The organism is Rhizobium sp. BK176, assembly GCF_024808055.1.
Genome location: NZ_JANUBV010000003.1, coordinates 485,781 through 507,721, shown reverse-complemented (window position 1 = coordinate 507,721; position 21,941 = coordinate 485,781). Strand labels below are relative to the sequence as shown.

Sequence of the window (21,941 nt, the reverse complement as noted above, 5' to 3'; positions counted from 1 at the left end):
CTGCAGTTCAGTCGATCGGCAATATGCCGCGACCGAGCTTGACGGCGTAATAGGCCCAGAAAAGCCTTGCCGCGACTGAACGCCATGGCGACCATGCACGAGCCAGCGAGGCCAGCTCGCGGGGCGGTGGGCGAACCCCGAGACCGAATGCCGCAGCCACGGCGTTCTGCAAAGCGACGTCACCGGACGGAAATACGTCCGCGTGGCCGCCGCAAAACATCAGATAAACCTCGGCGGTCCAGGGACCGACGCCCTTGAGAGCCGTCAGCTCTGCCAGCGCCACCTCGGGCGGCAACGCAGAGAGCGCCAGGAGATCGAGGCGACCGGAAGCCACCGCCTCGGCAATGCGCGCAAGCGTTTCGGCCTTGGCGCGCGAAAGGCCGAACTCCCGCCATGCGTCGGGATGAAGTAGCACATAGTTGTCGGCGGTCAGCAAGCCTTCGGCTGGCTGCATCCGCTTCCAGATCGCTTCGGCGCTGGCGCGCGACACCATTTGCGAGACGATGATGTGCGCAAGCCCCTCAAAACCGGGCTCACGCAGCCGCAACGGCAGCGGCCCGGCCTCGACCGCAATGGTAAAAAGCCGCGGGTCGAGGCGAAGCAGGCTCTCCAGCCCTTCCCTCACATCGTCGTCACTGCGAATGATCAGCACGCTTCCTCGCGATCCCACCGAATCCGTGGCAGAAGAAAGCATGACCGCGATTCCCCGTCAAAAGCCTGTCTTTCGTTTTGCGCCAAGCCCCAATGGCCCACTACATCTTGGCCACGCCCTGTCGGCCTTTCTCAACCAGGACATGGCGGCATTGTCGGATGGACGTTTCCTGCTGCGCATAGAAGACATCGACCTGACGCGCTGTACACCCGAATTGGAAGCCGGCATCTACGCCGATCTTGAATGGCTCGGTATCGACTGGGAACGCCCGGTGCGGCGTCAGTCGGAGCATTTTGTAGAATACCAGACGGCACTCGACAACCTGATCGGGCGCGGCCTCGCATACCCATCGTTCATGACGCGAGGCGAAATCAAGGCGCGGGTTTCTCTCACCGAAGCCGCCGGCAACCCCTGGCCGCGTGATCCCGACGGCTCGCCGCTCTATCCACCCGACGATCGTGACCGCTCCGCGCTCGACCGTCAGCAACTGCTCGCATCTGGCACGAAGCACGCCTGGCGTCTCGATATGGCGAAGGCCTTGACGGCTGCGGGCAGCGCCATTTCCTGGGAGGAGACAGGAGACGGCGACCGTGGCCGGATCGCTGCAGATCCTGGTGCCTGGGGGGACGTCGTCCTATCGCGGTCGGATGCGCCGTCGAGCTACCATCTCTCGGTGGTTCTTGACGACGCCCTGCAAGAGGTCACCCACGTGGTCCGCGGGCTCGATCTCTTTCATTCGACCTCGGTGCACCGGCTGCTGCAAAATCTGCTCGGCCTGCCGGTGCCAATCTATCATCATCATCGGCTGATCGCCGATGAAGACGGACGCAAGCTTTCGAAAAGCCGAAGCGATACGGGGCTTGCCGAGCTTCGCGAGCGCGGCCTGTCACCCGCCGATATCCGCCGCCTTGTGGGGCTTTGAGGTCTTGCCCTGCCCACCGCCCAAAAAATTGCTCTTGAAGATCGCACGTACTCGAAACTTCAGGAGCGCGGCATTGAGCTCTGCACCGATGATGAAGATGACGCCGACCATATAAAGAAAGATCAAAACGATCATCACCGATGCCAGGCCGGCGTAGGTCGCGGTATAATTCGCGAAGGTCGCCAGGTAGTAGGCGAAGATCAACGCTCCCGCCAACCAGAGCAGGAGCGTCACCAGGACTCCCGGCACGACGTCGAACACGCGCCGACGCCCCGCGGGCAGCCACAGATGCACGACGAAGAGGCCGACGGTCAGCATGAACAACGTACCGTAGACACGCCAGCTGAAGACAACCTCCAGCGTATCGGCAAAGAGCGGGAACCACTGGCGCGCATAATCGAGAGCCAGCGGCACGGCGACAAGCAGGATGCTGACGGCGGCAAAGATGATGACCGCGATAACGACATAGCCAAGGCTTGCAAGGCGCGTGAGATACCATGGCCGCGTTTCCTGGACGCGGTAGGCGCGGTTGAGCGAGATTCGCAGGGCCTCGACGCCGTTCGAGGCGAAGTAGGCGGCCGCCAGCACGGACACCGTGAGCAGGCCGCCGCGCGGTACCGTCAGAACCTGAATCACCTGATCGACGAGCGGTTTTGCGATCGCCTCGGGCCAGGTATCGAAGATCAGATGTATCGCCCTATCGGAAAACTGGTCGGCCCCCAGGAAGGTCGCCAATGTCGTCCCAAAAATGAGGAAGGGAAATACCGCCAGAAGCGTGGACAATGCGACATGGCTCGCCATCGCGAAGCCGTCGTCCTCTATAAGGTGGCAGATAGCATCGTAGACCACATCATAGAAGATGCGCATTATCTTCGGCATTGCGTCTCCCGGCTTTCGTCGTTGTATCGCCCGTTCGAATATGGGAAACCACTCCCATTTTGTACAGGAATCATTCCATGTCGGATCAGCGCACTATCATCGTGACAGGATGCTCTTCCGGCATCGGCGCACACTGCGCCCGCGCGCTGAAAGCTGATGGCTGGCGGGTCTTCGCGACCGTACGCAAGTTTGATGACTTGGCATCGCTCGAAGCCGACGGCATCGAAGCGCTCCGTATGGACTATACCCGCCCTGATACGATCTCGGATCTTGTGCGCGATGTGGTGGCGCTAACTGGCGGACGCATCGACGCGCTGTTCAACAACGGCGCCTATGGTCAGCCCGGCGCCGTCGAAGACCTTCCGACCGACGCCCTGCGCGCTCAGTTCGAAACGAACGTCTTCGGTTGGCATGAATTGACCCGCCAGGTGGTGCCGCTGATGCGCAAGCGCGGCCAGGGTCGGATCGTGCAATGCTCATCGATCCTCGGCGTCGTGCCGTATCGCTTCCGCGGTGCCTACACCGCCTCCAAGTTCGCGCTCGAAGGCCTCAGCATCAGCCTTCGCATGGAGCTGCAGGGCACCGGCATTCATGTGAGCCTGATCGAACCCGGGCCGATTGCCTCCCGCTTCACGGCAAACGCACTCGCAAAAATCAACGAGCACATCGACGTCAAGAACTCGGTGCATGCGGCAGATTACCGCCGTCAGCTTGCACGCCTTGACGGCTCGGGTAGTCCTAATCGACATAAGCTCGGTCCGGACGCCGTTTATGCCGTGCTGAAGCACGCATTGAACTCCAGCAATCCGAAACCACATTACCCCGTAACCACGCCGGCGAAGCAGGGCATGGTGCTGAAGAGGCTGCTGCCCGCTGACCTCTTCTACCGCCTGATGCGCTGGGTGGACTGATCAAGAAAGCCAGAGCCAGCATGTCCACGGTCACCTATATCCTCGCGATCATCGTCATGGGCATCGTCGCCCTCGTGTTGATTCGCGGGCTCTTCAACATGATGAAGGGCGGCAATCCGAATCTTTCTAACAAGCTGATGCAGCTGCGCGTGCTGCTGCAGGCAATCGCCGTGCTCCTGATCATGCTGACGCTCTGGCTGACCGGTGGCGGCCGCCCTAGCTAAGGCGGGGAAGAGAGAGGGGAGAGGCATGGTAAGGCTCAATAAGATCTACACCAAGACCGGCGATGACGGCACGACGGCGCTTGTTTCCGGGCCGCGTCGCCTGAAATACGATCTACGTGTCGAAGCCTACGGGACGATCGATGAAGCCAACTCCGCGATCGGCGTCGCGCGCCTGCATATGCAGGGCATGCCGGTCCTGGAGCGGATGCTGATGTTGATCCAGAACGACCTCTTCGACCTCGGCGCGGACCTTGCGACGCCCGACGATGGCAAGCCGCCGGCGCACGAGCCGCTGCGCATCGTCGATAGCCAGGTCGCACGCATCGAGAGTGACATCGATGAGTTGAACGCGGACCTGCAGCCTCTGAAGTCTTTCGTGCTGCCGGGTGGTCACTCGGCCGCGGCACACCTTCATCTCGCCCGCACGATCGCACGCCGGGCCGAGCGGCTGATGGTCAAGCTCGCCCGCGCCGACGGCGAAGTCGTCAGTGAAGCGGCATTGAAATACGTCAACCGCGTTTCCGACTTCCTGTTCGTCGCCGCCCGCCATGCCAATGACCGCGGGCACGCGGATGTGCTTTGGGTTCCGGGGAAAAACAGGTAGGTTCCTCGCCGACCATGTGACGCGAACGCCGGGGGCAGGCTTCATGTTCATACCACTGCACGATGCCAATACGCTGAAGCATATCAAGGTCCAATGGGTGACGATGGCGCTGATCGCGGTGGACTTCGCGATTTGGCTATTCACCGGGGTTGTCGCCAGCCAGTCTGTGTCGCAGGCGACGATTGTCGGCCTGGGTTACATTCCTGCGGTATCCTTTCATCACGCAACGCTGGCGCCGGCGCTGGCCCTCATCCCCGAACCACTGACCTACATTACCTACTCCTTCGTGCATTCCGGTTTCTGGCACCTCGCGCCAAACATGCTCTTCCTTTGGGTCTTCGGCGATAATGTCGAAGACGCGATGGGGCATTTCCGTTTTCTTATCTTTTATCTGCTTTGCGCGGCTGCCGGCGCTCTCGTCCATGGGCTCGTGGGCCCGACATCGGAAGCGCCGCTTGTAGGCGCCTCAGGCGCGATCTCCGGCGTGGTCACCGCCTACGTCGTCTTGCATCCCCGCGTGAAAGTCTGGGTATTGGTGCTGATGCGCGTGCCGCTGCCGTTGCCGGCCTTCGTCCCGCTGCTTTTGTGGATCGGCCAGCAGTTCGTCATGCTGGTGCTGGAGCCAAACGGCGGCATTTCCTGGGGCGCGCATGTCGGCGGGATCGTCGCCGGTGGCGTTCTGGTTCTCGTCATGCGCCGCCGCGGCGTTCCGCTTTTCGATCGCGAAGTCGTCATGCCGAGGGCCGTCAGGGACCGGCCGACGCCCAACCCGGCAATGGTCGCGGTACCTGGCCAACCGCTACGTCCGCGGCTGCCCTGGGATAAGCCCTGACCCCATTATTGACGTGAACGTAAAGGTAATATACTCACGGGATCAATTTGCCATTCTGCGGCATGTGAGCGTTGTGTTTGGAGGAAAAACGCGTATCCATGTCGCCATTCGACAATCGGAGCAGCGCCGAAACGCGCATTTTCTTGGCGAAAGAGTTGAAGGAAGGACCCCATGAAAATTCTCGTCCCCGTGAAGCGGGTGGTTGATTACAACGTGAAGATCCGCGTGAAGCCGGATGGCACAGGCGTCGAGCTCGCGAATGTGAAGATGTCGATGAACCCGTTCGACGAGATCTCGGTGGAGGAGGCGCTGCGGCTAAAGGAAGCCGGCAAGGCCGAGGAAGTCGTTGTCGTGTCGATCGGTCCTGCCAAGTCTGAAGAGACACTGCGCACCGCACTCGCCATGGGCGCGGACCGGGCGATCCTGGTCGAGACCGACGATGCCGTCGAGCCACTCGCCGTTGCCAAAATTCTCAAGGGCGTCGTCGACGCTGAAGAGCCGGGTCTCATCATCGTTGGCAAGCAGGCGATCGATGACGATTCCAACCAGACCGGCCAGATGCTGGCGGCGCTGCTCGGCACCGCGCAGGCAACCTTCGCCTCGAAGATCGAAATCGGTGATGGCAAGGCAACCGTGACGCGCGAAGTCGACGGCGGCCTGCAGACCATCGACGTCAAGCTCCCGGCCGTCGTCACATCAGATCTGCGCTTGAACGAGCCGCGCTATGCCTCGCTGCCGAACATCATGAAGGCGAAGAAGAAGCCGCTCGACAAGAAGAGCCCCGCCGATTTCGGCGTCTCCACAGCGCCGCGCCTGAAGGTCTTGAAGACCGAAGAGCCGTCCGGCCGCAAGGCGGGCGTCAAGGTCAAGTCGGTCGCCGAGCTGGTCGAAAAGCTGAAGACCGAAGCCGGCGTCCTCTAGGGTTCGAGAAAGGGAGATTATATCCATGGCCATTCTTCTTCTGGCTGACCACGACGGCAGCCACCTTTCCGACCAGACCGCCAAGACGCTGACGGCGGCATCGAAGATCGGCGGCGACGTCACCATCCTCGTCGCGGGTGCCGGCGCCAAGGCCGCCGCCGAACAAGCTGCCAAGCTGTCGGGTGTTTCCAAGGTGCTGGTTGCGGAGGACGCAGTCCTTGCCAACAACCTCGCCGAACCCCTGGCGGCCCTGATCGTTTCGCTCGCGGCAAGCTATGACACGCTCATCGCCGCCGCCACCTCGACCGGCAAGAACGTCATGCCGCGCGTTGCCGCCCTGCTCGACGTCGCCCAGGTCTCGGAGATCATTGAAGTGGTCTCTGCCGACACCTTCAAGCGGCCGATCTATGCTGGCAACGCCATCCAGACGGTACAGGCGACCGACGCCAAGAAGGTCATCACCGTGCGCACTGCCTCCTTCGCCGCCGCTGCCGAAGGCGGTTCCGCCGCGGTTGAGACCGTCGCGGCTGCTGCCAATCCCGGTCTGTCGACCTTCGTCAAGGACGCACTGTCGGCCTCCGACCGTCCGGAACTGACCTCGGCGAAGATCATCATCTCGGGTGGCCGGGCGCTGGGCTCGGCCGAGAAGTTCAAGGAAGTCATCCTGCCGGTCGCCGATAAGCTCGGGGCCGCCGTCGGCGCCTCGCGCGCCGCCGTCGATGCCGGCTACGCCCCGAACGACTGGCAGGTCGGGCAGACCGGCAAGGTCGTGGCACCTGACCTTTACATCGCCTGCGGCATCTCCGGTGCCATCCAGCATCTCGCCGGCATGAAGGATTCGAAGGTCATCGTCGCCATCAACAAGGACGAAGAGGCGCCAATCTTCCAGGTCGCCGACTACGGCCTCGTCGCTGATCTGTTCGATGCCCTGCCGGAACTGCAGAAGGCCCTTTGAAACGAGCAGATGCCTTCATTTCGCACTTGCGAATGACTGGAAAATTATCTTTTTAAGGGCTACTACTTCTGCCGGGCGATCATTCGTCCGGCAGTTTTGCTAGAAAAATGCGGCGGCGCGGCGGCGCATGCCGAGCGGGGGTTTGGAGATGAATGCGGTGTTGAAAACGGTTGGTATCATCGGCGCGGGCCAGATGGGTTGCGGCATTGCACAGGTTTCGGCAACGGCCGGCTACAAGGTCCAAATCTACGATCTCTCCGACGAACGCGTCCAGCACGGTCTCGCCACCATCAATGGCAACCTCGCCCGCCACGTAACGAGTGGCAAGATGACGGACGACGAGCGCTCCGCCACGCTTTCCCTGATTTCAGGCTCCTCCGACCTCAACGATCTCGCCGCCTGCGATCTGGTGATCGAAGCGGCGACCGAGGACGAAAGCGTCAAGCGCAAGATCTATGCTCAGGTCTGTCCGGTCCTGAAGCCGGAAGCGATCCTTGCCACCAACACATCCTCGCTCTCGATCACCCGGCTTGCCTCAACCACCGATCGGCCCGAACACTTCATGGGCATCCATTTCATGAATCCGGTTCCGGTCATGAAACTCGTGGAGCTGGTTCGCGGCATCGCGACCGACGAGGTGACCTTCGCGACAGCCAAGGAATTCGTCGCATCGCTGGAAAAGACCGTGACGGTCGCCGAGGATTTCCCGGCTTTCATCGTCAACCGGATCCTGCTGCCGATGATCAACGAGGCGATCTACACGCTCTATGAAGGCGTTGGCACCGTCGATGCGATCGACACCGCAATGAAGCTCGGCGCCAACCACCCGATGGGACCGCTGCAGCTCGCCGATTTCATTGGTCTCGACACCTGCCTGTCGATCATGCAGGTGCTGCACGACGGCCTCGCCGACTCCAAATACCGCCCCTGCCCGCTACTGGTGAAGTATGTCGAGGCCGGCTGGCTCGGCCGTAAATCCGGCCGCGGCTTTTACGACTATCGCGGCGAAACGCCGATCCCGACGCGCTAAGGTTTGGCGGCGGCCAGAGCAGCGGGAATCCCCTGCTCCACTACCAACGCCGTGAGTGCTCGCTCGACGCGAATTCGGATTTCCGCGTTTTGACCGGCTCGTGCATCAAAGCAGGCGGCGCCAATCGTTAAGTTCCGCCTTCCTTTTGCTTTTCTTGCCGCCCGAGCGGTTGATTCCGCTCAACGCTGGTTTGAGAGCTACTCCTTGATGTCAGGCTCGACGAGCTTCGCCAAGTTGCGAAGCGATTCCTGCCAGCCAAGATAACATGCCTCCGGAGGGATCACGTCTGGCACGCCCGCCTGGACGACATCGAGCTCTGTGCCGACCGAGACTTTTCGAAATGTCACGGTGACTTCCATTTCGCCGGGCAAGTTGGGATCATCGAATTTATCCGTGTAGCGAAGCTTCTCGCCCGGTACCAGTTCGAGATAACTGCCCCCGAAAGAATGGCTGTCGCCGGTCGTGAAATTCCGGAAGGACATCCTGTGTGTTCCGCCGACGGTCGGCTCAAAATGGTGGACCGTGCAGGTAAACCCATTGGGTGGAAGCCATTTGGCCAGCGCGTCCGGCTCCACGAATGCGCGATAGACTTTCTCGGGACTGGCCCCCAGGACGCGATGAAGACGTATCGTATTGGGCATGACGTTCCTCCTTTGGATTGAACTCTGAGAACGCGCATAGGACGAACCTGCTACGGTCAATCCGACAACGGGATTGAATATTTGGCACCAGCCTGGCTCGGTCCATTCAGCAGCGCCGAGCAATGCATGCCATATCTTTGCGGAGCGAAACCGGCAAAGCGATCCCATCTGAGGGGGCGTTCTTTACAGTAATATACGTCCCCAATGATGCCATCTTATGCATGATCTCCGCGTTCAATCTCAATCCGATCTGACAGAAAGAGTGCGAAATGTTGAAACGCAATTTAACGGTGGCGATCGTCCTAGTTGCCTCCGCCTTTCACTCCGGAGCAGCGAGCGCCCAGACCTTGAGCTACGCAGACGCGGTGACGAAGCTGGCGGATGACTGCGGCGCGGACATCCAGAAGCTCTGCAAGGGGCTAAATCTCGGGAATGGGCGAATTGCAGATTGCCTGCAGCAGAACGCCGCCAAGGTGTCGGCAACTTGCAAGGGCTCGTTGAGCACCGCCTTCCAGTCGATCACCCAGCGCGAACATGCCCAGGTGTCGTACAAACAAGTCTGTCAGAGGGACATGTCGAAGAGCTGCTCCGGCATCAAGGGTGACGGCTTTGTTCTCGCCTGCCTCGTCAAGAAGGAAAAGCGTGTCAGCAAGGAATGCAACCAGGTCATTACCGATGCGGGATGGAGATGAACCAATGAAGCGCATTTTTTCAAGGATGTCCCTGGCCATCGCCGTCGCGGTTCTCCTTCCCGGACTTGCCGCCGCACAGGAGGTGTCGCAAGAGCGGATCGTCAAGGGACTGGGCAAACTGACGGCAGCGGCCCCTGTGATCGATCTCGTGATTTTGCGCGAGGAGGCGATCAGTGGCGGAAGCAAGCCGATGTCGGCACTTCCAAATTGGCAACGGATCGCGAAGCTGCCGCAGATGGTTGTCGAGATCAATTTCGAGAATGACTCCGTTTCCATTCAGCCGAAGTCGTACCGCACACTCGGGATGATCGCCGACGCCCTGCATCATCCAAACCTATGGGCCTACAATTTCCTCATTGTCGGTCACTCAAGCGCGACAGGCGATGAAAAGCACAATCTCGAGCTTAGTGAGCAACGTGCGGCGGCCATCAAGGAAGCTCTTTCGACAACCTTCGCAGTCGATCCTCGACGCCTCTACGCCGTCGGCGTTGGTGAACACTTGCCGATCGAAGGCACCGATGTGAACGGGTCGAACAACAGGCGCGTGCAACTCATCAATCTTGGGGTCTTCAAGAGCAAATCGTAGTTTGACAGGGATTGCACGGCGTCGAACGAAACGCCGTGCAATCCGATGAACCGCTGCGGAGCGAAGGCGACAGCGGACGAGAGTCGCCGCCGGACGCACCCTTCTCGATGCCGCTCGCGGGGACTATTCTTTCTCCCGGACTCCCTAACCTGGCGATTGGAGGGCTCGTGTCGGTAGGCAGCCGTAGCAAACTTCCCTTCGTGTTGGCGGTCGCAACGCTTCCGACGATTTTTGCATCGGGAAGCGATGCGGCGGATCTCACCGTTCGAATTGATAGCGGAATGCTGAGAGGCGAGAGGTCAGGCACTGTCCTAAGCTTCAAAGGAATCCCCTACGCGGCACCGCCGGTCGGCAGGCTGAGATGGCGCAATCCGACACCAGTACAAAAATGGACCGGCGTCAGGGACGCGCGCAACTTCGGTCCTTCATGCATGCAGACTGACGACGTGCCGAAGTCCGAGGATTGCTTGACCCTCAATGTCTGGAGACCCGCCAAGCACTTCGAGAGATCGCTTCCGGTGATGGTTTGGATTTACGGCGGCGCGCTTGTTCACGGAAACACCGCTCAATATCCCGGCAACCAGCTTGCCGCCCAGAGAGTCGTGTTCGTCAGCATGAATTACCGCATGGGACGGCTGGGCTTCTTTGCCCATCCCGGGCTCATAGCGGAATTGCCCGGCGAACCGGTGGGCAATTATGGTTACATGGACCAGCTTGCAGCCTTGAGGTGGGTCCAGCAAAACATCAGAGCCTTCGGTGGCGACCCAACAAAAGTAACCATATTCGGAGAGTCAGCAGGTGGCGGCTCGGTGATGGCACACATGATATCGCCGCTATCACGAGGACTTTTCCAGGCAGCCATTTTGCAGTCGCCGACCCTCCCCACCGCGCGTGCGCGAAGCTTGCAGCAGCCGTCATTGAAACAAGCCGAGAAAATCGCGTTGGACTACGCAAAGTCTCTCGGAATTGCTGGCAGCGATTCAGCCGCTCTGGCGGCGCTCCGGGCGCTGCCTGCTGAAAAGCTGACGGAGGGTGCGTCTGCCCAAGCGGTGCTGACAGGAATGTCGACGGGTAAGCCCATTGTCGGCGTCTCCGGTCCGATCGTGGATGGGCGGTTCTTGCTCGAAACACCCGAAGCGGCCTTCGCAGCACGACGGCAGGCGTCAGTGCCCGTCATTGTGGGTGCGGATAGCCTTGGTCTTGGCATCGGTCAGGCGGCGTCGAAAGACGACCTCTTCCAGATGTTCGGAGAGCAGGCAGCGGAAGCCCGTGCGCTTTATGACCCAGACAATCAGGAGACGCTTGATGCGCTGAAACAGCGGGTCCTCGCCGACAAGACGATTATTGAACCGTCTCGCCATCTCGCTGACGAGATGCTCCGAGCGGGTCAGCCGACGTGGTGGTATCGTTTTTCCTATGTCGCCGAGGCCCTGCGCAACGATCCGACATGGAAAGGCACTCCGCACGGCTCCGAATTTCCCTATACGTTCGATATTCCTGCCGCGTTGGTGAAAGGCAAAGTTACGCCAGCCGACTGGGCCATGGCCGCGCTGGCGAGTGCTTATTGGGTTGATTTTGCAACGAAGGGTGATCCCAACGGCGGATCCCGGCCGAATTGGCCAATCTACGATCCCAATGTCGATAAAGTCATGAGATTCACCAATGGCGGCGCGCTTGTAGCGCCCGATCCGCTGAAACGCAGGCTTGATCTCTGGCAACGATATTGGAACGAACAGAACTGACGGGTCAGGCGCTGCGGTTCAGAGGGCTTGGCCGGTGTTGTGCCGCAAGTGGCGACGCGAGATTTTTGGACAATTCTATTTCTGGTGCTATGTCTTGAAAGCGGTTTGAGGCGAAGCGCGGAGCGCGCATGTCGACAGCGGTTGCCATTCTGGGGGGTATCGGGCTGTTCTTGCTCGGTATGACCGTCATGACCGACGGCCTAAAGGCGCTGGCGGGATCGGCGCTGCGCACCGTGCTAGGCAAGGCCGCTGCAACACCGCTTTCGGGCGCTTTTTGGGGCGCGATCGTCACTCTGCTCGTCCAGTCGTCAAGCGCTGTGACGATGACGACGATTGGCCTTGTCAGCGCCGGACTCCTGACCTTCCCGCAAGGACTCGGCCTCGTATTTGGAGCAAATGTCGGCACGACGGGAACCGCCTGGCTCGTGGCGCTGATCGGTGTGCGCGTCTCGCTTTCGACCTACGCCTTGCCGATCATCTTCTTTGGCGCGCTGGCGAAGTTGCTTGGTGGTCGGCGGATCGCGGCCATCGGCGGCGCCCTCGCGGGATTTGCGCTGGTTCTCTATGGTTTGACAACGTTGCAGCAGGGCATGGGCGGCTTGGCCGAGACCCTGCATCCGTCCGACCTGCCCGCTGTCCTCGGCACGCCGGGTGTCGGCTGGATGGAGGGCTCGGTCGGCCTCTTAAGCCTTATCGTCGTCGGCTTGGCGATGACGGCAGTCATGCAGTCCTCGACAGCGTCGATCGCCGTGACCATCTCGGCTTTCTACGCCGGTGCGGTCGGCCTCGAGCAGGGCGCGGCCCTGATCATCGGTCAAAACATCGGGACGGCGACCAGCTCCGCCTTGGCGGCCATTGGCGCCAGCGCAACGGCCAAGCGCCTGGCTCTTGCCTATGTCCTGTTCAAGCTCATCGCAGCACTCATCGCAATCGTCGCCTTTCCTTTCACGGCGCCGCTGATGCGGGCCTTTACCGCATCGATCGATGGGATGACGCTGCTGGCTGCCTACCATACGGCCTATAATGTGGTCGGCGTCGCAGTGCTCCTTCCTGCGACGGAGTGGTTCACCCGCACGGTCGAGCGGCTCTTGCCCTCCAAGCAGACGGCACTTCAGCAAGCGCTCGATCCAAGCGCGCTCGCCAGTCCGGTGATCGCCGTCGAAACCGCACGCCGTGTCATAGCCGGCGTTCTCGGAAGGATCGCGGCCGCCGTTTCCGCGACCCTTTCCGGCGGCGGCACGCAGTCAACCGAGGCCAACGACGCGGCCGCGCTTCTGGAAGTGCGGGCGTTCCTCTCCGAACTGAGTGCCGGTCCAGAGACGGACGCTGAGCGCCAGCGTATGACGAGCACGCTCCACGCACTCGACCACGCCTCCCGCCTCCTCGAAAGCTTGGCCGACGGCGGTCCGCTAAGACATCCGGCCGAGGCAACAGATGGCCTCCGCACCACCGATCTTTGCACACGCACCATGCGTGCGGTGGAGGCAATCGCCGGTTCCATCACCTCGGAATGTGCTCTGACCATAAAAGCCACCCCCATCGGCTGGAACGTCTCGGCCGAGGTCGCCGTGGCGCTCGCTGACGCCGAGGCTGCTGCAAGCGCGCTAGAAGTCCTGCAGCGCAACCATCGCGCCGCCATCCTCGCATCCGTTGCCCCAGGCGAGCTGACGGCGGCGGACGCATTTGCGCGGATCGATGCTGCCCGACGGCTGGACCGGATCGCTCATCACGCCTGGCGCGCGGCCGTCCATCTCCTCGGTCGTGGTGCAAATGCCGATTGAGGCGTGTCGTGAGCCGACGCGAGCGGGCAAGATACGGCGTTGCCGCTCTTTTTTGAGAGGAGAGACCTCGGCGGGGGTTCCGCGACAACCACCGAGGTCTCCCTGTACCCCTTCGAGAAGAATTCTTGAGGTAGAGCGCGCAGCGATTTTGGAAACCCAATGACGACGCATAAATTGAGTCAACCGGCGTGCGGGGCGATGCCATCGTCACAAGCGGACCGGCTTGTCGCTCCGTCGCTATCCTTGCCAAACGCAAAACACCCAGCCCGGCTATTGTGCTAGATTGCGTCATCACGTGCTTCCGTTGCGGAGGGATCGAGAATGCAGCGCAAGCTGGCCACGATCATGGTCGGGGATTTCGTCGGCTCCACCCCTGCTATGGAAACGGACGAGGAAGGGGCAATTGTCCGAATCGATGCCGTCCTCGACACGGTTCGTTCGGTCGTCCGGCGTCATGACGGCCGTGTCTTCGGCACCGCAGGCGACGCCCTGCTCGCCGAGTTCAGCAGCCCTGTCAACGCGCTGAGGTGCGCGATCGCGGCGCGTGCCGAGATCGCCGCCATGCCTGGATCGAGCGGTGGCGAGATGCGTTTCGGCCTCCACGTTGCAGATGTCGTCGTGGTCGGCACGGACCTGCGCGGCGACGGGGTGAACATCGCCGCCCGCATCGAGACGTCGGCTCAACCTGGCGCAATCGAGGTTTCAGGGCTGCTATACGACCAGGTCCGGCGGGTGTCGCCATGCGGGTTCGAAGATACCGGCGAACGGCAGCTGAAGGGCATTATCGAGCCGATCCGGGTCTACCGGGTCACCGAACTGGTGGACCGCCACGTGTTTCAGTTCGCTCCAACGCGTTCCACGCCGAATGCGGCCCAATCTCCTCGTACGAACTCGATCGCAGTGGCGCGCTTCGACATTGCACCCGGCGCTGTCGTGGATCAATCTTTCCTGGCGGAAGGCATTACCGACGACCTCACACTGGAGCTTAGCCGCCTGAAGGGATTGTTTGTCAGTTCCCGCTCCGCGGCAACCGCCCTGACGACCAAAGACCCGGTCGAGATCGGCCGCCTACTCGGCGTTGGCTATGTCATCAGCGGTTCCATCCGGCAAGCGGGTGACGAGATGCGGATCAACATCCAGTTGACGGAAACTGGTGAGGGTCTGGTCATCTGGTCCGATCGCATCACGCGTCCGTTTCGCGAATTGCTCGATGTCATGGACGAGATCATCGCGCGCGTTGCAGCCACCGTCTCTGGACGGGTCGAGCAGTCGGAACTTGCTGCGGCTCGGTTGAAGCGTCCGGAAAACATGACCGCCTACGAGTATTATCTGCGCGGACTTGACCATCACCGCCTGATTGGCGTCTCGGATAGTCACATCCACGAAGCCATGGCCTGGTTCGAGCGCTCCATGACCACGGACCCCGGGTTCGGCCGGCCTTTCGGCATGCACGTCTGCTCATGGAGCAACCTGCCAAGTTTTGACCTCCAGAAGGCGGAACAGCAGGTCGCACACGCGCTCGCCCTCGATCCCACGGACCCTGAAGCCCATCGCATCATGGGCGCGATCAAGATGAAGTCAGGCGATTTCGTTTCGGCGCGTTACCATCATATCCGTGCGCATGAACTCGCCCCGAACGACGCCTATATTCTCGGCCGCAGCGCGGCGTTCTATGTTTATGCCGGAGAGCCTGAGCGCGCCCTCGAAATGCTTGATCGCGCCGAGACGCTCGATCCCTTCCTGCCAGTCTGGATCACCGAGGAGCGAGTGGCGGCCCTCTACGCGCTGGGTCGTTTCGACGACATGCTGCGCGTCGCGCTCACACTGCCCTTCCAGACGAGGAGGACGTCGCTCTACCAGATCGCTGCCTGCATGGCCTGCGGCAACACGGCACGGGCTGAGCTTCTGGTTCGGCAGGCGCTTTCGCTCGATCCCGGTCTCTCGGCAGTCTACATCAGGATGCAGGAAACCTATGCGGACACGTCGATCACGGAGACCATGATCCAGCGCAATTGCGATGCCGGCTTGCCATTGACGCCGCGGAAGCCCGCGGTCCGGAAGAAATCGCTCTTGCTGAGATGACGAGCGCCGAGCAGCGTGCCTTCGCGTTCAGCTCACGACAGGGCGAAGATCCTTACCTCTCTCCCGATGCCGTGAAGCTCCTCCATCCGGGAGACCGAGCTGATGCCGCTATCTCGCAGGATCTCCGAAACGTGGGCGTCCCCGACAATCGCTTCCGTCGTCAGGATCACGTTTGGATCGGCAAGGCCCTGCACGCGCGACGCGATATTGACCGTCTGGCCGAAGTAGTCCTGCCGGTCGTTCAGGTTGACGGCAAGGCATGGTCCCTCATGGATGCCGATCTTCAGGAGGAGATCGTCGCTGCCATGTTCGGCATTCAATTGAAGCATCGCCTCCCGCATCCGCAGGGCGGCCGCAACCGCGCGGTCGGGGCTCGGGAAAGTCGCCATCACAGCATCGCCAATCGTCTTGACGACCGCTCCGGCCTCCGTGGCGACGATCTCGTGAAGAACCCTGAAATGGGCCCGCACCAGGTCGAAAGCGGCGAGATCCCCCACACGCTCGTAGAGGGCGGTCGAGCCTCTGAGGTCCGTGAAAAGGAACGTCAGGCTTGTGATCTTCAGCCGCTGGTCGACGTCAAGCGTGTCGGTCCGGTAGATGTCGCGGAAGCTCTGGTTCGTCAGCAGACGCTTGGCCGTCAGGAATGGTCGCCTGCTGCCCAATAGGTTATGCAGGTCGTCTCCAGCGACGCAGATGTTCGGTACAACTCTGCGATCGGTGTGGTTCTCGAGGGCGATCCGCAGAGGGCCTGGACGGAGCGTTAGCGTATCGCTCAACGCATGCCCGCGACTGATGACCATCGAGAGGTTCTGCCGTTCGCCGGTCGGCTCGCCCTGCACGTCGATGAACTGCGCCGAATGTGTTACCGCATCGAAAATGATGACGAATTGTGCCGGCAGTCGTACGGAGACGAAAGCCTTCTCGCCCGGATCCAGCTCGATGATCTCCAAGAGGATTCGTCCGAAGATCGCTTCGAAGTCCTCTGGCAAATCGACGCCGGAGCTGAAGAAGATTTGACGGTAGTACTCCAGCGGAGGTAGCCGATCGGGATCATGGGCAGCGATCCGGCGCACGCGCGGACTGACCGTGAATGTCACCTCGACCATCTCGTCGAGCGTTGGCTCGTAGCCAGCTGCACAGAGCGCGCAATGGTAGCTCTCCTGGTCGACGGTCTTGAGGGTCGCGCCGGTGTCAAGGACTCCACCACAACCTGGACAAAGGACATTCCAGGTCATCTCGAACACGCCCAGACGGGCCGCATGCAGCAGCGCCGCGATCGTTTTCTCTTCATCGAGATGATGTGCCTTTGCGAAGGCCAGCGCATTGATGCGATTGAGATCCCGATCCGAGCCGCGCATGACTGCGTTCTCGATGCACTCGACCGTCTGCCGGTCGGCCGCCTGTCGCAGGGCGGCAAAAAGCGCGTCCACTTCACTCATCAGACAAGCCTCTCTGCGCCTGGTCCCACGACGGACGGCGCAGGAGCAGAAATCATAACACGGGAACGCCCTGATAGAAATCTTGACACCTGACACTGCCCCCTAGCACTCCGGCGTATGCGCTGCGGATTACTACCTGGACTGGAGCCAAGTCGCCAGATCTTTGCGCCGCGGAAACCCAGGCGCCCGGTGCGAAAATTGCATCGGCCGGCGAAAACTCAGCTCCCAGCGGATCAGTCGTCCGGCAACCACCGACAACCGGTTCCCGCGCACTGCGCGCAGCACAGTCGTTGTAACTTTCTTTTTCACAGGGTCTTGTAACTATGATTTTCATAGTCAATTAGGGTCTTGTTGAAGCCAGTTCAACGACCGCGTTGCAAGCCAAGGAGATGACCAATGGTTGACGCCACCTACCCTCGAGAGCAAACCGCATTCCTTCTTGTCGATCCGTACAACGATTTCCTGTCCGAAGGCGGAAAGGTTCATCCACATATCAAGCCAATCGCCGATGAGGTGGGGCTTCTTGATAACCTCCGCCGTTTGGATGGTGCCGTGCGATCGGTGGGCATCCAGGTGGCCATCGTTCCCCACCGTCGGTGGGAGCCCGGCGACTATGAGGAATGGGATCACCCAAATCCGACGCAGCAATTGATCATGCACCGCCACAGCTTCGCGCGCGGTGAGTGGGGCGGCGAATGGCACCCCGATTTTGCGCCGAAGCCCGGCGACATCGTCGCCAAGGAACACTGGGGTCAAAGCGGGTTTGCCAACACCGATCTCGACATGCGGCTGAAGCAGAAGGGTATCACCCATGTGATCGTGGTCGGATTGCTCGCCAACACCTGCATCGAGTCCACTGCCCGTTTCGCGATGGAACTCGGTTATCACGTGACCCTTGTGACCGACGCAACGGCCGCCTTCTCGCACGCGATGATGCATGCGGCGCATGAGTTGAACGGTCCGACGTTCGCGCACTCAATCCTGACAACAGCGGAACTGATCGAGGCTTTGCCTGAGGCGCAAGGCTAAACCCAAAACGGAACCTGAAAGGTACGGCAATGAAAGAGACACCAAAGGCTGAGAGCGATGCCATGTCGGGGCTCCGGCGCCCGGTCATCTTCGGTGCGGAAGTGCGTCAGGCGCTCGAAGCCGCGAAGCCTGAGGTCGTCATTAATCAGCTCCCCTGACTCCCGGCCCACCGGCTAAGCGTCGATGACGCGCTCAAAAGGCCGGTGCGAAGGTCGTCTATCATGACCTCTCACTAACGGGAGCCGCCAACCACAAGGCGAAGGCATCTCTCGGCTCCTCTCCGCGACCATGGCTCTGGAAGTCTTGAGGGCAACGGCCGAGAAGACGAGGGAGCGACGCCGTTGCCAATGAGGACAAGGAAGGCTTCACATCCCCCCAATCCCGCCGGTCTGGAAGACCTTCGAAATGCTTCACAGTGTCGTCGAGCTGCACCCACGCATGTTTCGATTGCTCGAAGACGGACATGGCAGGCGGCGCGTAGGCAGGGTCGGCAAACGCGCCGACCCCCACACCGATCCAGGACGGCGCACCATCGGCCTTCCAATAGACGGTCGAACCGCAGGTCGGGCAAAAATACATATGAACCTTGCGGCCGCTATCGGCAGTGCGAATGAATTCGGTCGACGTCCCGCATATTTCGACACAATCGATTGCATAGAACGAATTGGCGCTGAACGGTGCGCCCGTTCTTCGCTGACACGCGAGACAGTGACACAGCGCCGTCAATAGTGGTGGTTCGCTAACGGCCAGTCTGAGAGCGCCACAGGCGCATTGGGCATCGGCCATAAAAACTCCTTCCGCTTACGCGGTGAGATCAATCGAGCTGTGAGGGGTGTAACGCAGGCCCGAACCGCAATTCATGCGAAGGGGCGGAGCCCTGATGCAATGTCGGCCTACTAAACATGAATGTAGACCGCGGACCGCCGAAGTCTAGTGGACCGCCTAGTACTACGAGCGGCGAGCGCCGGATCTCATACGACGAGCAACCTTTGGCGATCGTCGCCGGAGAGGCTGGTCCGGAATTTTCGTTGCGTTATGCTTGGTGGGCATCGCTTGGCAATTGCGTTTCGCGGGAACGCGCCCTTTAGTAGAGCTGGTCGTGGCAAACGGTGTATCAGGGCACAAGCGCATGGATCCCACACACTTGTTCGAACTGGTTATCGGTATGTTCGTGGCGATCATCGCGCTGCACTATGCCGCCGACCGGTTTGGGTTGCCGCCGTCCGTGGCCCTGCTTGCCGGCGGCGCGCTGCTCGCTTTCCTGCCGGGCCTGCCGACGATTACCGTCGACCCCGGTTTGGTGCTCGTCATCTTCCTGCCGCCACTCCTCATGGACGGTGCTTGGTCCATCGCTCTTCATCCGCTGCGCCGTCATGTGATCGGCATCGCCTCGCTTGCCATCGGAGCGGTGTTTTTCACCTGCGCCGTCGTGGCCGCTGTCACCCATCTCCTGTTTCCGTCGCTGCCCTGGGCAGCGTGCGCGGCGCTCGGCGCAATCGTTTCGCCACCTGACGCCGTTTCCGCCCGCGCTATCCTGGAGCGGGTACGGTTGCCCCGGCGCCTGCAAATCCTGCTCGAGGGCGAAAGCCTGCTCAACGACGCGAGCGGCCTCGTGCTGTTCCGTTTCGCGGTCGCCGCCGCGGTCACCGGGGGTTTCAGCGTGGTCGACGCGGCAGGAAGCTTCCTGCTTCTGGCAGCAGGCGGCGCCTTCGTCGGCATCATCGTCGGAACGGTCTGGGTTCTGTTCGTGCGGCGGCTCGGCGATGAGTACCTGATAATCGCCGGAACGACCCTGTTGTGTTGGGCCTCATATCTGCTGGGCGAACTGATCCATGTTTCGGGCGTCATTGCCACCGTGACCGCCGGCCTGATCATGGGTTGGTATCAGCACACGGTCCTTTCGGCCTCGACGCGCATGCGCGGCACGTCGTTCTGGACCGTGATCGTCTTCCTGATGGAAGCCGCTGTCTTCATATTGATCGGGCTATCGCTGCGCGGGGTCGTCGAACGCGGCGGCGGCTTTGGTGTCGTCGCTGCAACGATGGGATTGCCCATCCTTGCAATCCTTGTCGCACTCACGCTCGCACGCTTTGCCTGGCTCTTCGGATCCGACCTCGTGATCAAGGTCTGCAACCTTCTGGGTTTTGATCGATACACGCCGCTCGGCAGCCGCGGCGTAACTGTCATAGGCTGGGCAGGCGTCCGCGGCGTCGTGACGCTGGCGCTTGCCCTGAGCGTGCCGGAAGGCTTCCCCGGCAGGGACCTCATCCTGGTTACGTCGTTCGCCGTCATTGTCGGAACCGTGCTTGTGCAGGGAACGACGCTCGGACACGTCATCAGTTGGGCACGGCTGACCGAGCCCCAGGCGGAAAGGGCGCACCTCTCCATGAGCCAGGCCGAAGCTGCCATGGCCCAGGCGCAATTCGCGACAGTCCAAAGCCTGGCCTACGACAAAGAGGGAAACCTCATCCATCCCCAGCTGCTGGAGCGCTATCAGCGCAGGGCCGTGGCGATCGTCGACTATGCCGCACGCACCGACCACTACTCGCCGATCCTCCATGCCCATTTCGATGTCGTTCTCGAGGCGGTAGCGACAGGGCGCCGTGAACTGATCCGGCTCCACCGCGCTGGCGAGATCGACGACGAGACGTTGCATGAGCTGGAACGGGACCTGGATCTCGAGGAGCTCAGCGCGATTTCAGCCAAGTCGTGACCGAAGCCATGGTGATCAGCCGCGCCGGGCGGCTTCGATCTTAGCAACGTCGATCTTTTGCATCGTCATCATCGCGTCAAACGCACGCTTGGCTTGCGCGCCGCCAGCCGCGAGCGCTTCAGTCAGAACGCGCGGGGTGATCTGCCAGGAAACACCCCACTTGTCCTTGCACCAGCCGCATTCGCTTTCCTGACCGCCATTGCCGACGATGGCATTCCAGTAGCGATCGGTTTCCTCCTGATCGTTAGTCGCGATCTGAAAGGAAAAGGCTTCGTTGTGCTTGAAAATGGGGCCGCCGTTCAGGCCGATGCAGGGGATACCGGCAACCGTGAATTCGACCACCAGCACGTCTCCCTGCTTGCCGTCCGGATAATCTCCCGGTGCGCGAATGACGGCACCGACCGCACTGTCCGGAAAGGTCTCGGCGTAAAAGCGCGCGGCGGCCTCGGCCTCCTTGTCGTACCATACGCAGATCGTATTCTTGGGCATGTCGCGGTTCCTTCGCTGTTGGTTGCCGTGTCCTCCTGACATAAGGGGCAAACCGACTTTCTCCAGTTGAGAGAAGCCGTTTCACGCTTCTACAACCAAAAGCGGTCGAAGGTGCTTTGGAGACGGATGGAAACGACGGAATGCCTTAAGAGCCCACCGCGCCCTTGATCAGCGCCTTCGCGTCGTCGCTGTCCCAGGCGGCCGGGCCGTTCATGGCGGAGATCAGGCAGCCCTTGTCGTCAATCAACAGCGTGACCGGCAGACCGAAGGCAAGGCCTTCCTTCTTCAGGCTGTTGAACACCTCGATGGTGTTGTCGCGATAGAGCTTCAGCGCATCGACGCCGATTTCGCTGAGGAAGGCCTTTGGCTTCTCGTCATCGCCGGTGTCGATGTTGACCGGCACGACCTGAAACTTGTCGCTGCCTAGCTCCTTCTCCAATGTGTTCAGAGCCGGCATTTCCTCGCGGCAGGGCACACACCACGTCGCCCACAGATTGAAGAGCACCGTCTTGCCGGCGAAACTGTCGAGCGTCATCGGCTGGCCGTCTGCGCCCTTGAAGGCGACGGTAGTGAGCTTGCGATGCTCGTCAGGGGCAACCATCGCCGCCACCTGGCCCTTGAGCAGCGGTGCGATCCGCGTGGCAATCTCCTTTGTCGCCGCGCATTCGCCCGAGGCCGTTTGCGTCCCGCCATTGCCAGACCCGGCTTCCCTGATGTAAACCGCTGCCGCACCGGCAATAATGCCTGCGACGGCCGCGATCCCGATCAGCTTCAGGGATGGCAGGCGCAGGGGCGTTCTTGTCGTCATTTCATTCTC

General features: G+C 61.1%; 22 protein-coding genes and 1 pseudogene. 16 read left to right on the top strand and 7 right to left on the bottom strand.

Annotation, left to right across the window (positions count from 1 at the left end; translation table 11 throughout):
* Positions 1 to 7: 7 nt before the first annotated feature.
* On the bottom strand, positions 8 to 694 hold the full coding sequence (locus tag FHT76_RS15160) for a DNA-3-methyladenine glycosylase (protein WP_183863617.1): 687 nt from the start codon (positions 692 to 694) through the stop codon (positions 8 to 10).
* Between FHT76_RS15160 and gluQRS the strand changes: the two genes are divergently transcribed.
* On the top strand, positions 693 to 1,574 hold the full coding sequence (gene gluQRS, locus FHT76_RS15155; RefSeq protein WP_183863619.1) for a tRNA glutamyl-Q(34) synthetase GluQRS: 882 nt from the start codon (positions 693 to 695) through the stop codon (positions 1,572 to 1,574). The genes FHT76_RS15160 and gluQRS overlap by 2 nt on opposite strands.
* On the opposite strand, the gene FHT76_RS15150 is transcribed toward gluQRS, so the two are convergent.
* A complete protein-coding gene (locus FHT76_RS15150; protein ID WP_183755277.1) occupies positions 1,539 to 2,453 on the bottom strand; it encodes a YihY/virulence factor BrkB family protein in 915 nt (304 codons plus the stop codon). The two genes, gluQRS and FHT76_RS15150, sit on opposite strands and share 36 nt — an antisense overlap.
* 77 nt (positions 2,454 to 2,530) lie before the next feature.
* Here FHT76_RS15150 and FHT76_RS15145 point away from each other — a divergent pair, with 77 nt between their 5' ends.
* The 7 genes from FHT76_RS15145 (at position 2,531) to FHT76_RS15115 (ending at position 7,930) form a co-directional block, all read left to right on the top strand.
* On the top strand, positions 2,531 to 3,364 hold the full coding sequence (locus FHT76_RS15145) for an SDR family oxidoreductase (protein ID WP_183863621.1): 834 nt from the start codon (positions 2,531 to 2,533) through the stop codon (positions 3,362 to 3,364).
* A gap of 20 nt (positions 3,365 to 3,384) precedes the next feature.
* Positions 3,385 to 3,588: a twin transmembrane helix small protein gene (locus tag FHT76_RS15140; RefSeq protein WP_007790735.1), complete on the top strand. Its 204-nt coding sequence runs from the start codon at positions 3,385 to 3,387 to the stop codon at positions 3,586 to 3,588.
* Between the two features lie 25 nt (positions 3,589 to 3,613).
* Positions 3,614 to 4,192: a cob(I)yrinic acid a,c-diamide adenosyltransferase gene (locus FHT76_RS15135; protein ID WP_259185669.1), complete on the top strand. Its 579-nt coding sequence runs from the start codon at positions 3,614 to 3,616 to the stop codon at positions 4,190 to 4,192.
* 43 nt (positions 4,193 to 4,235) lie between these two features.
* Positions 4,236 to 5,024 (top strand): rhomboid family intramembrane serine protease, encoded by a 789-nt coding sequence (locus FHT76_RS15130; protein WP_183863623.1) that lies wholly within the window; start codon positions 4,236 to 4,238, stop codon positions 5,022 to 5,024.
* Positions 5,025 to 5,195: 171 nt separating this feature from the next.
* Complete coding sequence (locus tag FHT76_RS15125) at positions 5,196 to 5,945, top strand: electron transfer flavoprotein subunit beta/FixA family protein (RefSeq protein ID WP_183863625.1); 750 nt, start codon at positions 5,196 to 5,198, stop codon at positions 5,943 to 5,945.
* Positions 5,946 to 5,970: 25 nt separating this feature from the next.
* On the top strand, positions 5,971 to 6,900 hold the full coding sequence (locus tag FHT76_RS15120; RefSeq protein ID WP_183863627.1) for an electron transfer flavoprotein subunit alpha/FixB family protein: 930 nt from the start codon (positions 5,971 to 5,973) through the stop codon (positions 6,898 to 6,900).
* Positions 6,901 to 7,048: 148 nt separating this feature from the next.
* Positions 7,049 to 7,930 carry a 3-hydroxybutyryl-CoA dehydrogenase gene (locus tag FHT76_RS15115; protein ID WP_016556416.1) on the top strand — a complete coding sequence of 294 codons (882 nt, stop codon included), beginning with the start codon at positions 7,049 to 7,051 and terminating at the stop codon, positions 7,928 to 7,930.
* A 197-nt stretch (positions 7,931 to 8,127) separates the two neighbouring features.
* Here the strand turns inward: FHT76_RS15115 and FHT76_RS15110 are convergent, their stop codons facing one another.
* On the bottom strand, positions 8,128 to 8,571 hold the full coding sequence (locus FHT76_RS15110; protein WP_183863629.1) for an SRPBCC family protein: 444 nt from the start codon (positions 8,569 to 8,571) through the stop codon (positions 8,128 to 8,130).
* A 269-nt stretch (positions 8,572 to 8,840) separates the two neighbouring features.
* Here FHT76_RS15110 and FHT76_RS15105 point away from each other — a divergent pair, with 269 nt between their 5' ends.
* The 5 genes from FHT76_RS15105 (at position 8,841) to FHT76_RS15085 (ending at position 15,454) form a co-directional block, all read left to right on the top strand.
* Positions 8,841 to 9,263: a cysteine rich repeat-containing protein gene (locus FHT76_RS15105; RefSeq protein WP_183863631.1), complete on the top strand. Its 423-nt coding sequence runs from the start codon at positions 8,841 to 8,843 to the stop codon at positions 9,261 to 9,263.
* 4 nt (positions 9,264 to 9,267) lie between these two features.
* Positions 9,268 to 9,849 (top strand): OmpA family protein, encoded by a 582-nt coding sequence (locus FHT76_RS15100; RefSeq protein WP_183863633.1) that lies wholly within the window; start codon positions 9,268 to 9,270, stop codon positions 9,847 to 9,849.
* Positions 9,850 to 10,016: 167 nt separating this feature from the next.
* The gene (locus FHT76_RS15095; RefSeq protein ID WP_405049263.1) at positions 10,017 to 11,591 is read left to right on the top strand and encodes a carboxylesterase/lipase family protein; all 1,575 of its coding nucleotides are present in this window, start codon (positions 10,017 to 10,019) and stop codon (positions 11,589 to 11,591) included.
* A 128-nt stretch (positions 11,592 to 11,719) separates the two neighbouring features.
* On the top strand, positions 11,720 to 13,372 hold the full coding sequence (locus FHT76_RS15090; protein WP_183863635.1) for a Na/Pi cotransporter family protein: 1,653 nt from the start codon (positions 11,720 to 11,722) through the stop codon (positions 13,370 to 13,372).
* A gap of 321 nt (positions 13,373 to 13,693) precedes the next feature.
* Positions 13,694 to 15,454, top strand: coding sequence for an adenylate/guanylate cyclase domain-containing protein (locus FHT76_RS15085; RefSeq protein ID WP_183863637.1), 1,761 nt, complete (start codon positions 13,694 to 13,696; stop codon positions 15,452 to 15,454).
* Positions 15,455 to 15,486: 32 nt separating this feature from the next.
* Here FHT76_RS15085 and FHT76_RS15080 read toward each other — a convergent pair whose 3' ends face one another.
* Positions 15,487 to 16,893 carry an adenylate/guanylate cyclase domain-containing protein gene (locus FHT76_RS15080; protein WP_183863639.1) on the bottom strand — a complete coding sequence of 469 codons (1,407 nt, stop codon included), beginning with the start codon at positions 16,891 to 16,893 and terminating at the stop codon, positions 15,487 to 15,489.
* 396 nt (positions 16,894 to 17,289) lie between these two features.
* Between FHT76_RS15080 and FHT76_RS15075 the strand changes: the two genes are divergently transcribed.
* Entirely contained in the window at positions 17,290 to 17,922 is a 633-nt protein-coding gene (locus FHT76_RS15075) for an isochorismatase family cysteine hydrolase (RefSeq protein ID WP_259185667.1), read from the top strand.
* A gap of 29 nt (positions 17,923 to 17,951) precedes the next feature.
* Positions 17,952 to 18,080, top strand: a complete 129-nt coding sequence (locus FHT76_RS15070) for a hypothetical protein (RefSeq protein WP_259126849.1) — start codon at positions 17,952 to 17,954, stop codon at positions 18,078 to 18,080.
* 232 nt (positions 18,081 to 18,312) lie between these two features.
* Here FHT76_RS15070 and FHT76_RS15065 read toward each other — a convergent pair.
* A pseudogene (locus FHT76_RS15065) lies at positions 18,313 to 18,708 on the bottom strand (GFA family protein); the annotation flags it as partial.
* A gap of 343 nt (positions 18,709 to 19,051) precedes the next feature.
* Between FHT76_RS15065 and FHT76_RS15060 the strand changes: the two are divergent.
* Positions 19,052 to 20,635 carry a Na+/H+ antiporter gene (locus tag FHT76_RS15060; protein WP_183863641.1) on the top strand — a complete coding sequence of 528 codons (1,584 nt, stop codon included), beginning with the start codon at positions 19,052 to 19,054 and terminating at the stop codon, positions 20,633 to 20,635.
* A gap of 15 nt (positions 20,636 to 20,650) precedes the next feature.
* Here the strand turns inward: FHT76_RS15060 and FHT76_RS15055 are convergent, their stop codons facing one another.
* Together FHT76_RS15055 and tlpA are read right to left on the bottom strand one after the other, a co-directional pair.
* Positions 20,651 to 21,124 (bottom strand): VOC family protein, encoded by a 474-nt coding sequence (locus tag FHT76_RS15055; RefSeq protein WP_183863642.1) that lies wholly within the window; start codon positions 21,122 to 21,124, stop codon positions 20,651 to 20,653.
* Positions 21,125 to 21,269: 145 nt separating this feature from the next.
* Positions 21,270 to 21,932, bottom strand: a complete 663-nt coding sequence (tlpA, locus tag FHT76_RS15050; RefSeq protein ID WP_183863643.1) for a thiol:disulfide interchange protein TlpA — start codon at positions 21,930 to 21,932, stop codon at positions 21,270 to 21,272.
* Between the last annotated feature and the right edge of the window lie 9 nt (positions 21,933 to 21,941).